Annotated in this window: 15 protein-coding genes; 12 read left to right on the top strand and 3 right to left on the bottom strand. The window is 46.0% G+C overall.

Translation table 11 applies throughout. From position 1 onward, the window contains the following. Window positions 1–73 precede the first annotated feature (73 nt). From MH117_RS09360 to MH117_RS09340, 5 genes are all read left to right on the top strand, one after another. Window positions 74–2038 carry a GGDEF domain-containing protein gene (locus MH117_RS09360; RefSeq protein ID WP_239328377.1) on the top strand — a complete coding sequence of 655 codons (1965 nt, stop codon included), beginning with the start codon at window positions 74–76 and terminating at the stop codon, window positions 2036–2038. Window positions 2039–2163: 125 nt separating this feature from the next. Further along, window positions 2164–2976 (top strand): hypothetical protein, encoded by an 813-nt coding sequence (locus MH117_RS09355; RefSeq protein ID WP_239328376.1) that lies wholly within the window; start codon window positions 2164–2166, stop codon window positions 2974–2976. Window positions 2977–3087: 111 nt separating this feature from the next. Further along, complete coding sequence (locus MH117_RS09350; RefSeq protein ID WP_239328375.1) at window positions 3088–4203, top strand: aminopeptidase; 1116 nt, start codon at window positions 3088–3090, stop codon at window positions 4201–4203. 132 nt (window positions 4204–4335) lie between these two features. Then, a complete protein-coding gene (locus tag MH117_RS09345; RefSeq protein WP_028545041.1) occupies window positions 4336–4581 on the top strand; it encodes an HPr family phosphocarrier protein in 246 nt (81 codons plus the stop codon). A gap of 139 nt (window positions 4582–4720) precedes the next feature. Next, window positions 4721–5017, top strand: a complete 297-nt coding sequence (locus MH117_RS09340; RefSeq protein ID WP_239328374.1) for a DUF1507 family protein — start codon at window positions 4721–4723, stop codon at window positions 5015–5017. 184 nt (window positions 5018–5201) lie between these two features. Here the strand turns inward: MH117_RS09340 and cax are convergent, their stop codons facing one another. After that, window positions 5202–6254: a calcium/proton exchanger gene (gene cax / locus MH117_RS09335; protein WP_481857261.1), complete on the bottom strand. Its 1053-nt coding sequence runs from the start codon at window positions 6252–6254 to the stop codon at window positions 5202–5204. A 224-nt stretch (window positions 6255–6478) separates the two neighbouring features. Here cax and MH117_RS09330 point away from each other — a divergent pair, with 224 nt between their 5' ends. Beyond that, entirely contained in the window at window positions 6479–6865 is a 387-nt protein-coding gene (locus MH117_RS09330; protein ID WP_239328372.1) for an Asp23/Gls24 family envelope stress response protein, read from the top strand. Window positions 6866–6886: 21 nt separating this feature from the next. On the opposite strand, the gene ftsW is transcribed toward MH117_RS09330, so the two are convergent. Beyond that, window positions 6887–8113, bottom strand: a complete 1227-nt coding sequence (ftsW, locus tag MH117_RS09325; protein WP_239328371.1) for a putative lipid II flippase FtsW — start codon at window positions 8111–8113, stop codon at window positions 6887–6889. A 35-nt stretch (window positions 8114–8148) separates the two neighbouring features. Then, window positions 8149–8496, bottom strand: a complete 348-nt coding sequence (locus tag MH117_RS09320) for a YugN family protein (RefSeq protein ID WP_239328370.1) — start codon at window positions 8494–8496, stop codon at window positions 8149–8151. A 225-nt stretch (window positions 8497–8721) separates the two neighbouring features. On the opposite strand from MH117_RS09320, the gene MH117_RS09315 reads away from it, so the two are divergent. From MH117_RS09315 to MH117_RS09290, 6 genes are all read left to right on the top strand, one after another. Next, a complete protein-coding gene (locus tag MH117_RS09315; protein WP_239328369.1) occupies window positions 8722–9927 on the top strand; it encodes a M20 metallopeptidase family protein in 1206 nt (401 codons plus the stop codon). A gap of 58 nt (window positions 9928–9985) precedes the next feature. Next, on the top strand, window positions 9986–10411 hold the full coding sequence (locus tag MH117_RS09310; protein WP_239328368.1) for a CBS domain-containing protein: 426 nt from the start codon (window positions 9986–9988) through the stop codon (window positions 10409–10411). 296 nt (window positions 10412–10707) lie between these two features. Beyond that, window positions 10708–12399 (top strand): DNA repair helicase XPB, encoded by a 1692-nt coding sequence (locus tag MH117_RS09305; RefSeq protein WP_239328709.1) that lies wholly within the window; start codon window positions 10708–10710, stop codon window positions 12397–12399. Then, entirely contained in the window at window positions 12365–14461 is a 2097-nt protein-coding gene (locus MH117_RS09300) for a helicase-associated domain-containing protein (protein WP_239328367.1), read from the top strand. The genes MH117_RS09305 and MH117_RS09300 overlap by 35 nt, the downstream gene beginning before the upstream one ends. A gap of 31 nt (window positions 14462–14492) precedes the next feature. Beyond that, complete coding sequence (locus MH117_RS09295; RefSeq protein WP_239328366.1) at window positions 14493–14933, top strand: YlbF/YmcA family competence regulator; 441 nt, start codon at window positions 14493–14495, stop codon at window positions 14931–14933. Between the two features lie 73 nt (window positions 14934–15006). After that, complete coding sequence (locus tag MH117_RS09290; protein WP_028545050.1) at window positions 15007–15270, top strand: YlbG family protein; 264 nt, start codon at window positions 15007–15009, stop codon at window positions 15268–15270. The last annotated feature ends 155 nt before the right edge of the window (window positions 15271–15425 follow it).

Here is a 15425-nt window from a genome sequence, read left to right as displayed (position 1 = left end):
CGAAGTAGTACCTTTTGAGTTGATTTTATTGTATGATACAAATAGATAAACCTTAGTTTTGAAGGAGAAAAGGATGACGGATAGCCAGCACTCACTTCAGAGAACATTGCCACTGTTCGTTATTGGCGGACAGCCCGGAATTGAGCATAAGTCCTTAGACAGAAGTCCGGATAATTGGCTGTTGCAGCGTGATATTACGGTGCACGATTTGCCATACATACAATTACTTGTGCGGACGGCTTATGTTCAATGGCTTTCGGATATTCCTGTTCACGTGCACGCCCAATTGGGCAAGACAGCATTGTTTGATTACAGGGGCGAGTGTCTGGAAAGTGATTTGTCGCCGATCGGCAGCAATGAGCCATTACTTCTATCGTCATTTGTTAACAGCGTGCTGTCAGAACAGAGTACACAACGTCATATTATAGATGACGTATCTGGATATATCGGAGTTCCAATTGTCTCCAGACATAGCAAGTTGGTAGCAGCTGTCATTGTATTTGATACAAAGCTTGCAGTAAGTGATCACGGTCAACTGGCGGTTGAAGGATGGATGACTCAATTCCACTCTGCTTTCTACAGAGAATTCGAGCATATGTTTATCAATGAAATTTACTATTCCCAGCGTCTTGCAGAACGCGAATCCAAACGAAGAGACATTCTTTACGATGTGGTGCGGCACATTCATGATCATATAGATGTAGATTCTGTTATTTCACAGATTATAGAAGGTATAGATAAACTTGTTCCAGAAGCAAAGCTGGAAGTGTACTTGTCGCAAGATCATAGGAGCGAGAATCCAAATGTAAAGGCGTTGATATTTAAGTCATGGAGTGACCCGCTCGTGATGCAAGCCTTTATGAATGGAGAAGCTTGCTACGCGGAAACGGACGACAGTGGTCTTGAGGTGGCTGTTGCACTGACAGGCAAGCAAGGTTCATATGGTGTGCTGAAGATGATATTTTATCATGAACGGCCAGATCCTTCAGACATTCAACTCATTCAGCTTATTATTGAGACGGCTGGAACGGCGTTTGAGAATGCGCGCTTGCATGAGCAGGCCAATGCTGTGATTCAAGAACTGCGGTTCATTAATGATTTGACCAAGCGGATTAATCAAAGCTTAAGGTTGAGAGATGTGTTCCACGATGCGACACACGAATTGTTGCGAGTGTTCCGGGCAGACTTCTGCATGCTGTTGCAGTTAAGCGAGGATAAGAGCAGGTTCGAGGTTGTATCTTCCAATATGGTTGAATACAATGGTGCGACGCTGCCGTCCGAATCTGGTTTGTTCGGGTATATGTTCTCCCTTCGAGAACCTGTCATCGTATCTGACAGTCAAGAGCAGATTCAAGATCGGATGCAATTTTTTGAACAATTGAATTTACGTTCTGTTATTGCTTCTCCACTCTTCGGCGGAGGGGAGATGGTGGGGATAGTAGTAGTGGCGGACAAACGTCCTCATTTCTTTACGTATGACAACTTTAAGCTTCTGCAGATGCTTGCGGGTCATATGGGGCTTGCAATCGCAAATGCTACGCTGCATGCGCGTGTCAAACATTTAGCCAACAAAGACCAACTAACGGGGCTGTACGCCCGTCATTATTTGGACAAGCAAATCAATCGGCAACAGAAGAATGACTTTTGCGGTTCTTTAATTGTGGTGGATATTGACTATTTCAAACAAATTAATGATAAGCATGGGCACCAGATTGGCGATAAAATATTAAATCAAGTTAGCGAGATCATACGTTCTTCAATTCGTGAAGCAGACATTGCCGCCCGCTGGGGTGGTGAGGAGCTTGCTGTCTACTTGCCGCAGTTGAACGTGAATCAGACTGTGCGTGTGGCGGAACGGATTCGGGCACGTGTGGCAAATGAGACCTCTCCTCATGTAACGGTATCCTGCGGCATTGCAGAATGGAATTGGCAGGATGAGAAGATAAGTGTGGAATCTTTGTTTTATCGTGCAGACATGGCGCTCTACGATGCTAAAAATTGCGGACGTAATCAGATTCGCATCAGTTCGTCGTCATAAGCTGTACTAACTTTTAGATGTATAACGGAATGAAGGTTGAGTTACGCTAATACGAGATAGGTGATCCTTGCCTATCTCGTTTTTTTGTTTCCTAAAGTGTTAGTAAAGGACAGGATGTGGAAGCGATGATTAGACGATTGCCTCATAAAACTTGGTGGTTGTCCATATGTATAATGCTGCTGAACATTCAAGGTTGTGTAATGCCGATGACTCATGATCCTGAGGATGTTCTTACACGATCAATCAGTGGATTGTCGGGCAAGGATCAATTTTTATTCCGAGGACTTGCTGAAATCCGTACGGGAGAGCGGCAAGTGTTGACGAAACAGCTGCGCTTTGATGGTGAAGTACGTCAACATAAAGGTGTCTCTATGCGTATGAGCAGGGTGCAGGATGAAGTGCCTACAACACCACAACGTTGGAACCCGCTGCGTGTGCTGGAAGAAATTCGTCTCGCGCGTAAGCACGTTAGCCGATGGGAGGAGGGGAAGACAACTCTTCTCGCTCAATCTGTGGAGTGGGGTGCCAACACAGCTAAAGGGGAGCAAAAACCGACTTTTTCAACAGATCAAACGTTGCCATACTTTGTACAGCTTCATGAAGAGGACGCTAAGCGGATATTCAAGCAGAGAATTCTGGATGAGTACGATAGTCTCATTATTCCTCATCAAAAAGTAAATCAAGTTAAAAAGAAGCTAACCCCAACTCAGATTACTGCGCTTGAAGGAAAGCTGAATGGGGCTGCTCAGGACTACCGCAAGCAGCTCTTAAGTATGCTGCACAGCTCACAGGTAAGTGCAGAGTACATCATATGGATTGACCGACGGTCACAGCTTCCGCTTCGTCTAGAAGGTGTGATGCAAGCGCATTATCAAGACGCTGGAAAACTGGCGGCAGAGACAATCAGGACGGTGGCCGAGTTCAGCCAGTATCGCTGACTTCCCTCATGATACGTGATACAATATCGTTGCCATGGTAACAATAGCCATGGGGGGACAGTGAAATGTGAGCCGTACAATAGTTATGATTGAGTTAGAGGAGGAGCAATAATGAAAGACCCAAGAATACAACAATTAGCGCAAAATTTGGTCAATTATTCGATTGAAGTTCAACCTGGTGAAAATATTCTTGTTGAAATGATCGGTTCTGAACGTGATCTTGTAAAATGTATCGTTGATGAGATTGGTAAGCGAGGAGGCCGTCCATTCGTGCAATTGACGGATCGTACCGTGCTCCGATCGCTGCTTATGAACGGTTCGAAGGAACAGATGGAGACGTGGAAAGAATTTGACTTGCTCCGTATGGAGCGTATGCAAGGGTACATCGGTATCCGTGCTGGCGAGAATGTAAATGAGCTGTCCGATGTTCCTAGTGATAAACAGAAGCTGTTTGATTCGATCTATTCCCACCCGGTACACATGGAAGAGCGTGTTAAGCGCACAAAATGGGTTGTACTCCGTTATCCAAATGCTTCAATGGCACAGCTTGCTAATACGTCAACTGAGGCATTTGAAGATTTCTATTTCAATGTCTGTAACCTGGATTATTCCAAGATGGATCGAGCAATGGATGCACTTAAGGCACTCATGGAGAAAACAGATAAAGTCAGACTGGTCAGTCCTGGAACCGACTTGACGTTCTCTATCAAAAACATTGCGGCAGTCAAATGCTCTGGGCAGCGCAACATTCCAGACGGTGAAGTATACACAGCGCCAGTTCGCGATTCTGTCAACGGTACTATTACATATAACACACCAACGTTGTACAGCGGCACAACGTTTGAAAATGTATCGTTCCGCTTTGAAAACGGTAAAATTGTAGAAGCAACAAGCAACGATACGAAGCGTCTGAATGAAATTCTGGATGCAGATGAAGGTGCTCGTCATATTGGTGAGTTCGCAATTGGCGTGAACCCGTATATTTTACATCCAATGAAGGATATCCTGTTTGATGAGAAGATTGCAGGCAGCATCCACTTTACACCTGGACAGGCATACGAAGAGGCGGACAATGGAAACCGTTCTTCCATTCACTGGGATCTGGTGCTGATTCAACGTCCTGAATATGGTGGCGGTGAGATGTACTTTGATGATGTATTAGTACGTAAAGATGGATTGTTTGTACTATCTGAGTTGGAGCAATTAAATCCTGAGAATTTGAAGTAATTAGTGAGTAAAGGAAATATTGTCTTTAGCACTATTTTCATCCGAAATATCCTTGCGTCGTTGATTTGGTTCAAGGTATGATGGTATTAGAAATTGAACATCAATTCCAGCATTTATATTGGAGGGTTAACAATGGCGGATAATAACGCGGCAGTTGTAGAAATTTCGCAAAGAGCGAACACATTCCGTTCCTCAATCGTGTTGCAAGCAGAGAATAAATACATCGACGTTAAAAGCATATTAGGCTTGTTCACAACGCTTCTCGGCAATCATGCATATGAGCTTCATGTCCATGGACCAGATGCTGAAGAAGCAAAAGAAGCAATGGCAGCTGTATTCGAAAAATACGGTTTAAATGTAACCATTATAGGTGAATAATACTAAATAAGAGGGTAAAAGCCGGGTGACGATTCTCGTTCTCGGCTTTTTCTGTACGTGCATCTTGTGTTCATAGTCAGATTCGTCTAATATGATAATAGAAGATTCGTGACTACAGGTCATAGGGGGGAATATAGGCATGACTTCGTCGAATGTGTTGCAACAATTAAATGATAAAGCGCTCGCGTTGCTAGAAGAAGAGGCGCTTCAAATAGAGAAGCTGATACAAGTTCAGATGGAGAACTTGGCGACACGTTATTGCCCTCTCTATGAGGAAGTGCTGGACACTCAGATGTACGGTTTCTCACGTCAGGTTGATTTTGCCGTTAAGGCTGGACTTGTGGAAGAAGGTCTTGGCAAGCAGATCGTAAGCAAGCTGGAACGGAATCTTGCTTCTTTGTATGAAGCATTAGAGAAGTCGGTCCGCAATGCTTAATGCATAAATATAGCTTGGATGACATTTGTCGTCCAAGCTTTTTTTCGTACACAGAATCATAACGGATTCCAACGTAATGCATACACATGAGATACTGATTATACGCAAGAGCTTGAAAATGAATAAGTTATTGCCCTTCGCTGATTTAGGTCAGAGCGATGAGCTGGTGTTTTTCCTGCTTGCTTTAGGGGACCAGGTAAAATGAAGCCCCCAGAATCAAATAGACAATAAGCAGCATAAGCCCCTTATACCAGTTGGATCTACCATCCTGTGATATTGATTTAGCAATAAAGACTGCTACTCCAATCGCCACAATTTCCAGCACAGAGAACACAAAATCCATCGTGTTTCCGAAAGCAGCACTGACAAATACAAGCATTGGTGCCACAAATAAAGCGATCTGCAAGCTGCTTCCGATGGCGATCTCTATAGAAGCACCGACCTTGTTTTTCATCGCGAGAATGACTGCTGCGGCATGCTCTGCTGCATTACCAACAATTGCAATGACAAATGCCCCAATAAACAGTTCAGACCATCCGAATTGTGTTGAGAAGGTGTCGAGCGTATCGACAAGCCATTCGCTGGCGAAAGCAACCATAACGGTAGCGATAACAAGCATAAGGATGGACGTACGTTTGCTCCAGTCAGGCTGCTCAGCTTCGCCTGATACTTCTTTTGCTTCCTCAGCGAGCAATTCCTTGTGGGTGACCATAGAGAAAATAAGCCAGAGTATGTATGCGGTAATTAACAGACCAGCTACGATTAGACTAAGGGTTTTTGTGGCTTCATCGCTGATCGCATGGGTATTAAAGAAAACGGCTGGCACAAAAAGTGCAATCACGGCTAACACCATCAGTGACCCATCCATATTGGCTAGTGTTAAGTTAAAGGATTGTTCTTTGAATTTAAAACCGCCTAGCAGTAGGCTCAGACCAAGCACAAATAACAAATTGCCGATGATCGACCCAGTGAGGCTAGCTTTGACCATATCGAACATGTTTGCTTTAACGAGGAAGATGGCGATGATAAGTTCAGTAGCATTGCCAAAGGTAGCATTAAGAAAGCCCCCTACACGTTCACCGGCATAAAACGCGACATTTTCAGTTGCTTTGCCCAAAAATGCTGCGAGAAATACGATTGCTGCTGCGGAAAGAAAGAAGTTTAACACCATACTCCATTCTAGGAAATGTCCCATCCCGCTTAATACAAACATTCCAATCAGCATCCAATTAAACATTCGTGCTTTCAAATTGCTCACTCCTATTCTCTCTCTAACTCCTCACGGTATCATCCGTATGACTCGCTGCAGTAACCCCAACCTAATTTATTTACCCCAAATACCCAAAGTTAATAACAGGAGGGTTTGATTTCATGAACATGGATAGTTACAATAGTATCAAAGATAACCATGCTTTTGCAGTGAGGTATTGCTGTGAATAATGTGTAGGAGGATTGACGACGATGACGGAAGAACAATTGTTAAACAAAGAAGGTAACATAAGGATCTCTAATGATGTCGTCGCCACCGTTGCGGGTCTGGCAGCTTTAGAAACTCCTGGTATTGCTGCAATGTCTGGTGGACTGTCCGAGGGCTGGGCGAAGCGTCTTAGCGGCAAGAATGTGCAAACCGGAGTTACGGTTGAGGTTGGTCAAGTGGAGACTGCCGTTGATCTGCGTGTCATCGTGATGTATGGAATGCCGATTCAGGAAGTATGCCGTCAATTACAATTAAATGTTCGTGAGTCGGTACAGAATATGACAGGATTGGCAGTTGTTGAAGTGAATGTGAAGGTGGAAGGCGTAGCTTTCAAGGACGAAGAATTGGATGATCTGCAGCGTGTAAAATGATAGGCTGTAAAGAAAAAAAGACTACACAGGCCGCAAGGGCTGGTAGTCTTTTTTGTGTGAAGAGCCTGATTTACGATTGGGCGTCTTGGATTGTGCTGCACGCATGTACTCTCGCGATATACTAAGCAGTATTCCGATACTTCCCATCGTAATAAGAAGTGATGTCCCGCCATAGCTAATAAAGGGAAGTGTGACCCCTGTTATGGGAATCGTCCGAGTGACGCCACCAATGTTAATGAAGGCTTGTACGGCGATATTACCGATAATGCCGACGCCTACTAATGTTCCGTATATGTCTGGACAGCGAAGTGCAATAAGCAAGCCGCGCCATATTAAGTAGGCATACACAATGAGGAACATAGTCGTGCCGATAAAGCCTAACTCTTCTGCGATAACAGCAAAAATAAAGTCATTGTAAGGATAAGGCAAATAGAGAAGCTTCTGAATGCCTTGCCCGAAACCGGCACCTGTCCAGCCACCATGCGAGATTGCCTTGAGCGACTCGACCAAGTTGTAGCTTGAAGCCTGAATGTCATGCAATGGATCAAGCCATGACTGAATCCGGCCAAACTTATAACCTGAAGTAAGTTTATCGGGCGAGATGAGATAACTCATACCGAGAACTGCTCCAACACCGAGTAGACCAACAAATGCACAGTTAAATATATGCTTCATGTTGGCTCCGCCTGCAATAACAATAATACCTGCTGTCATCGCCAAAATCATTGCAGAGCCAAAGTCCGGCTGCAGCATGATCAGCCCAACGACAACCCCCACGATGATCATGACAGGGAACAAGCCGCGTTTAAAGTCACGGAATACCTCACCCTTTTTGGTAATGAGGGCAGCCAAGTACAAGACCGTGGCGATCTTCGCTAATTCGGAGGGCTGAATGCCGATACTCCCGACGCCGAACCAACTTTTAGCACCATTCAAATCTTTTCCTATATAAGGAACTAAAGCAAGCATAATTAAGGTCACGATAAAAAAGGGTATAAACCATTTCTTATAAAAGGAATAAGGGATGTTCATTGCGACGAGCATCGCAACAAATCCAATGACGGCCCACATCATTTGGCGTTTTACGAAGTATAGAGCATCATAGTTGTATTTTTCTGAAACGGCAGCAAGACTGGAACTCGCACTGAATACCATGACAACACCGAACCCGACAAGCAGCAAAGTAAGCACGAGTAATTGGAAGTCAGGCGTACCTTTACTTAACAGGGGCGGGGTATCTCGTTTCATGGGTTTATAGGTTGTTCGATTCAATGATGAACCCTCTAGGCAATCAGAGCTTGCTTGAATTGCTCAAGCTTCTGTGTTGCGGCATTAACGATCGCTTGCGGGATAGGAGATTCATAATCCAGTCCATGCGGGAACGTCGCTTTGCCCATATATACCGCTTCAATGGCGAGCAGCGTATCGGGCTTTTCCAGTTTGCCTTCCGTAACCCGTGTATTTACACGTACGAAATATTCCGCGCCATTCTGCGTATCTTCCAATTTCAGATCGTATGTAGCTCGATAGTATTCCCATTGCCAGCGAACAAAACCAAGCGATTCGGACACTTCATCGAGATGTGCCAATTCAGAGACAATACCGTTCAGGCCTGAATTTTCAATAATCATGTGCCAGTTCCTCCTTATTCTATAAAACGCCAAGTTCAAATCTCTTTTCCATGATAGTATGTTTCCAGTTCTTCTGCAAGAGATCGGCAGGGGTCAGACCGAGCAAAGAGAAGTGAATGTTGTGTGACTAAATTGTGACAAGCATCTGACGGTAGAGGTATGTTACAATATGGTACAACAATAGGCAGGGTATATCACGGCTTGGGGGAGAGGACGTGAAGTCATATGAACAACGAATGGTCAGTTGATAAAGCGGAGTGGCACTTTGATGAGATGGTGGAATGGCGTCGATACTTACATAGGCATCCAGAGTTATCTTACGAAGAGGCAAATACGTCCGATTATATCGCGGAGAAGTTAACATCTTTTGGCATTCCAATTAAGCGGAATATAGGTGGCCATGGAGTAGTGGGCATCGTTAAATCAGGTGAGGGCAATGTTATTGCACTCCGGGCTGATATGGATGCGCTTGCGATACAAGACGGTAAGCAATGCGATTACCGGTCTACAGTGCCTGGTGTGATGCACGCTTGCGGACACGACGGTCATACGGCCACGCTGCTCGCCGTCGCTAGGCTGTTGCAGGAGCATCGCGACAAGTGGCGGGGAGAAGTAAGACTGCTCTTCCAGCCAGCTGAAGAGGTGAGCCCTGGCGGTGCGCAGGCTATGATCAAGGACGGGGCTCTTCAAGGCGTGCAATCCATATATGGCGTGCACTTATGGACACCGCTACCTGCAGGGAAGATAGCTACACGTCCAGGTCCTATGATGGCAGCTGTTGATGATTTTTTCTTGACGATTCATGGAAAGGGAGGCCACGCGGGTATGCCGCATGCATGCATTGACGCTGTTGTCATAGGCGCTGCATTAGTGCAGCAGCTGCAAACAATTGTCAGTCGCAACGTATCCCCGTTGGAATCGGCAGTGATCTCCGTAGGTTCGCTTCAGGCAGGAACTACGCAAAATGTCATTGCAGACTGTGCCATCTTAAAGGGAACTGTGCGCTCCTTTGATCCTACGATTCGATCGTTGTTAAGAGCGCGCGTGGAATCCATGATTGAACATACGTGTGCTATGTATGATGCGGAATATGAACTGGAATATAGAATAGGTTATCCGGCACTCGTAAATGATAAGGCAGAAGCAGAGCGGGTTCTCCGTGTAGCGGCAGCATGTTTTGGCGAGGCGGCTGTACATACAGCGGAAATGATGATGCCTGCGGAAGACTTTGCTTACTATAATAAAGTCGTTCCCGGTTGTTTTATCTTTGTTGGCGCAGGCAATGAGCAGAACTGCCGTTACCCGCATCATCACCCGATGTTTGACTTTGAAGAAAGCGCGATGCTGCAAGCAGGCCAATTGCTGCTGGCTATGGCTTTGGATGCGCTGAAAGTAACGCGGGTAAGCGACTCGGAACTTAATACAGTATAATCTAAAGTATGAAATAACGTTAGGATGGGAAGTATATGCCTGAACAGGAGGGATATCCATGTCTAACGTTAGAGAAGTAATGACTGATTCATGCTCGACCTTGACGCTGCTAGATAATGTATACGAGGCTGCTGTACTGATGAAACAGCAGGATATCGGCTTCGTACCGATTGTAGATCAAGGGCGGGTTGTTGGTGTGGTAACAGATCGTGATATCGTTATACGCGGCGTTGCAGAGAAGCACCCTAATTCCGCACATATTCGCGATGTCATGACAGAGCATATTATTTCGGTGCGCTCAAATATGTCAGTCGACGAAGCGGCAGAAGTGATGGCAGAGCATCAAGTTCGCCGCCTCCCAGTAATTGACGACGGTCAATTGGTAGGTATAGTATCCTTGGGTGACTTGGCTGTTCGCAGTCCTCTGGCAGATGAAGCTGGTCAAGCGCTTAGTGAAATTTCTGAATCGCCGTATACTCATTAAGCAGATTTTAACTTTGGAGTTCATCTTTCTCTCTTCCGCCAATGTATGCGTCTAAAGCGCTGGTGGGAGAGCGGAGATGAACTTTTTTGCAGTGAACATTCAAGGACAAAATGGTGTAATTATACATAGCTGTTGTGATAAATATCGGACTTGTATTAGACAGAAGTAAGGCAGGTGCAGCCTGCGAGATCAAAAAGATATGAACTGAAAGTGATATAACAGAAATTTTGAAGTAAACAAATCATAAATCTATCGCTTGTCCCGATGAGGAGGTGACAGTTTTGTCCATTTTTGAAATGGTCGTTCAACAAGACTTAACTGTACTGGTACATGATAGTAGTTCGCGTTATACGGAGATTCGCCCGAAGCTGCAGCGCTTCGCGACACTGATTAAGCATCCTGCGGGGATACACACTTTTAAGATGACTCCGCTTACGTTGTGGAACGCTGCTGCTGCGGGGATGTGTGCAAAAGATATTACTGATACGTTGGAACAGTATGCTAGTTGGCCGATACCGACACGTGCGAAGCAAGAAATTGCGTTATGGATGGGACGGTATGGATTATTTATTCTTGTTGGGGAAGACAATGCGGAAGCGCTTCGTCTCAATTGCAGTGATCAGAACTTGCTGACTCGCTTTATACACGACAGCGAGATTGGCACATTATTTAGCGGGACATTGGGAGCCTGTGCTGTCAGCGTACCCGCAAAGTTCAGGGGGCGAATCAAGAAGGAGCTTGCACGAATCGGCTATCCAGTCATAGACCAGGTAGGATACCAGGATGGAGAGCCGCTTGTATTTGCACTGGCAGCTGCAGTGGAAGACGATGCTGCATTTCAGCTGAGAGACTACCAGCAGGAGGCGGTAACAGCGTTCACGGGAGGCGCTGATAAGCTGGGTGGCGACGGTGTTATCGTGCTTCCCTGCGGGGCAGGCAAGACGGTTGTAGGCATTGGAACGATGGCACAACTGCAAAGTGAGACGCTGATTCTGACTTCAAATACGACATCGGTTAAACAGTGGAAACGCGAAATTCTAGAGAAGACTACGCTGGCGGATAATAAGGTCGGAGAATATACGGGCCAATCAAAAGAGGTTAGGCCGATTACCATTGCGACCTATCAGATGATGACTTATCGACATGCGGAAAATGAGGAATTTGTCCATATGCGGCTGTTTCATGAGCGGAATTGGGGGCTTATCATTTACGATGAAGTCCACCTGCTGCCTGCGCCCGTATTTCGAACGACAGCCGATTTACAAGCGACGAGACGTCTTGGCTTGACTGCAACGCTGGTGAGAGAAGATGGATGCGAGCAGGACGTGTTTTCATTAATTGGGCCGAAGCGGTATGAGCTGCCGTGGCGTCAGTTGGAGGAAGCGGGCTGGATTGCGAAAGTTAGCTGTGCAGAGCTGCTGGTCCCGATGTCTGCTCCATTAAATGAAAGGTATATACGCGCGGAGTTAAGAGAAAAAGCTCGTTTGGCAGGGGAAAACATAGACAAGTTGCGAGTAATCAAAGAACTGCTTGCACGCCATAATGAACTGCCTACACTTATTATCGGACAATATTTGGATCAGCTCAGGCTTATAGCTGCAGGAATACAAGCGCCGCTTTTAACTGGAAGTACCCCTCAGGAAGAACGGCAGCGCTTGTACCAGCAGTTCAGAAATGGAGAAATTCATGTATTGGTTGTATCTAAGGTGGCCAACTTTGCTGTTGATCTCCCTGATGCCACGATCGCAATACAAGTGTCGGGAAGCTATGGCTCTAGGCAAGAGGAAGCACAAAGACTGGGACGACTGCTGAGACCAAAGTCAGACGGCAGGCGCGCTTATTTCTACACGCTCGTATCGGAACATTCGAAGGAGCAGGAATATGCGATGAAGCGTCAGCTCTTTCTGATTGAACAAGGGTATCAATATGACATCGTGAAGGAGGAACAACTGCATGAATACGGCACAGCTGCTTGCGCGGACAGTTGAAATAGGCGGGCATCCTGCACAATCGTATTGGCGGAAATATGCGGCTTCAGCCGAAGAGATTAGGCAAGTTGTACTTAAACTGCCGCCTGATCTGCTTCGACAATTCGAAGTCATTGTCAAGCGTGCAGGTTCCCTGCCTTTTAACGAAGATAAGATTGGACAGTGGCATAGTGCTGAGGCGGCAGGCGCATACTTGCTTGCAGCACTGCCGTATTTACAGCAGTTGGGCTTAATAGCAGCTTTGCGCAAATCATGGGGAGAACGGATCTATTTCATACCACGTGATGTTTATTTCGTAATGATTGATCTATATTGGAGCAGGGCAGGCGCCTCTCATTTTGAGGGGCGTAATGATTTGGCATTAACCATGAATACGTCGTTGCAGCTGGAGGCACTTCCTGGCAGCGACCGAGTTGAAGCTGGAGAAGGAGCTGCAGGAGATGTATTCCGCCTGCTTGTATGCGCCGTCAAGGAAGGATTGCCCATAACTGCTAAAGGCGTGCTGCATAAGAAGAAGATGCAGCGGCTCTTCGACGTCATGGAGATGTCAGATGAAGCCCTTATGGCAAGTGGATGTGAGTATCCCCATTCCTCGATTCTTGCGCCTTCATTAGCAGTAACGTTAGATATTGCTCTGCGGTTTGGGTTGCTGCGAAAGGAAGCACAACAATACGCAGTTCGTCCGGATATGCTCCAATATTGGATTCAACAGCCGCTCTATAAATGGCGTGCGGCCATTTTTGAGATCGCTTTTGAGCACTTTATACCAGGACAAAGTGGATTAAAGCATGCTATTGCAGCGCTTGCGATGATGGGACACACTGCTGACTGGCGGCAAGTTGATGCCAGCTTGCAGGTTCTTGCGCATGATAAGTGGTTGCATGCAGATGAAATGCCAGCATATCGCAGCTGGCTGCTTATGGCACACACGATGGGGTTTTGCGATCTTGGCACAGATGTGGAAGGTAACTGGTGGTACAGGTGGAAAGAAAGTTATTTGAGTTGCAGATATGCTGCTTCAACAGTACAGAATAAGAATGAATCTGAATCATTTTCTGGGTTGTTTATTCAGCCTGACTTTGAGATTATAGTGCCACCTGACTGCCCGTTACATGTACGGTGGGAGTTAGAGATGATGACTGAGCGCGTCAGTTCAGATGCAATGCACACGTTCCGCCTCACAAGAGATTCATACACAGCGGCTGTGGAGCGGGGCTACACAATAGATAGAGTTGTTTCTTTTATGGAAAGCTATGCATTTACAGGAATTCCTCACAATGTAATGGATGCTGTGGAGCGTTGGCATGCTCAGTACGGCCGTGTGCAGTTTGCCGAAGTTGTGCTGCTGCGCTGCGCCGACGAGGAGGCTGCAGCTGCACTCCGATCGGTCTGGGAGGCGACTGGAGAACAAGCTGTACTTACTCCAATTGGCACGCAAGATTTTATCGTTGACCGCCAAGAGGTGGATCGCATTCGCCGCAGGCTGGAGCAGATTGGCATGGCTCCAATGCAACGTTGGGGCCAACAAGAGGTTCTTGGTTCGAACCTAACGCCGATCGCGTGGAACGTGGGGGCTCTTGGCCGGGAAGCAAACGCGGGAATGATAGGTGTAAGCTCCAACGAAGAGGTGCTGCAGGATGAGACTTCGACAGCACTTGGAGGTTATGATGCAAAAGGGATGGTTTACAGTCCAAGTTCATTGCAGTATTATGAAATGGATACAGATATTTTACAACAAGATGCTGTATTATCGCCGTTCTATCGCCTGCCAGTCATGTGGACGAATGCTGTCCGCTCGTACCATGCATCTACGATGAAAGAATTAGTTCAGACCGCGATCGAACAGATGCTGCCGCTCGAAGTCGAGCCGGGTAACGCCGGCAGTGAAAGGGAAGTAATTGTTCCATTTCGAGTACAAGAACTGCCAGAGTCAGCCTGGTTGCTGGAAGCTTCAATCTCACGGGATGGCACTACGAATCAGACGAAGGTGCAGCCGGATCAGTGGAAAGGCGTTCGAATCCTATTGCCAGAGTGGCTTGAACGAGTACGCGGGAATGAATAGACCGCAAATAGAGAGTTGAGCGTGATAACAAATGCCACAAGAACATGAACCTGTTGACATGGCCGCTCTGCTTATCCAAGCGTACGAATTAGGAGACATGATTAAGGATTCAGCCGAGATGGCTTCTTATTTATATTGGAAAGAGCGCATGGCAACTCAACAAGATGTGCAGCAATTAGTTCTTGAATTTGCTCGCAAGAAAGAGACATTTTCCGAGACGGAACGCTTCGGACATTATCATCCGGACTATCATGAGGCGAAGGCTGCCGTGAAGGCGGTTGAACGTCAACTGCACGAATATGAGGAAGTGCGTCAGTATAAACAAGCGGAGGAGCAATTGGACGAGATGTTATATGAATTGTCCAAGACGATAGCTACCGCGGTATCAGACACGATCAAGGTACCAAGCAACTCGCTTAAGTCTACCGGTGGCTGTGGTAGTGGCTGCAGCGGAAGTTGCGGAAGTTGTTAATGAATGCATTGCAGTCTATCGATATTCGCTCTCTTGCGAAGCGTAATGTAATCGGAAAGCGAGGGAAAGCAGCATGTTTCCAGATCGTACAGGTTTTATCATTTGGGTGAGCGACGTAAAGGCGGCTCGTAATTTGGAGAAATACGGTTCGCTGCACTATGTGTCACGTAAGATGCAGTATGCCGTTCTTTATGTAAATGCTGAACGTGCGGAAGAGACGATGAAGAATATTAAACGTCTTAATTACGTAAAGAAGATTGAACGCTCATATCGTAATGAAATTAAAACAGAATATAGCGGCGAGTTTGAAGAGAAAACAAGATTTTACGGAATGTAAATTTATAATCCTACAAGGTTAAGTTACAAAGAAAACACAAGGCAACGGCATGTGAAACCACTATCATGGTTCCACTACCGTTGTCTTTTTTGTCATAACCTCGACATCTTGTTAAAGATTTCCTAAAAACAGCTAGTTATGGCCCGTATGAACTT

The sequence above is a fragment of the Paenibacillus sp. ACRRX genome, assembly GCF_022346885.1.
Lineage (GTDB): Bacteria > Bacillota > Bacilli > Paenibacillales > Paenibacillaceae > Paenibacillus_B.
The sequence above is the reverse complement of the archived record's forward strand: the minus strand, read 5'-3'. Positions and strand labels throughout refer to the sequence as shown.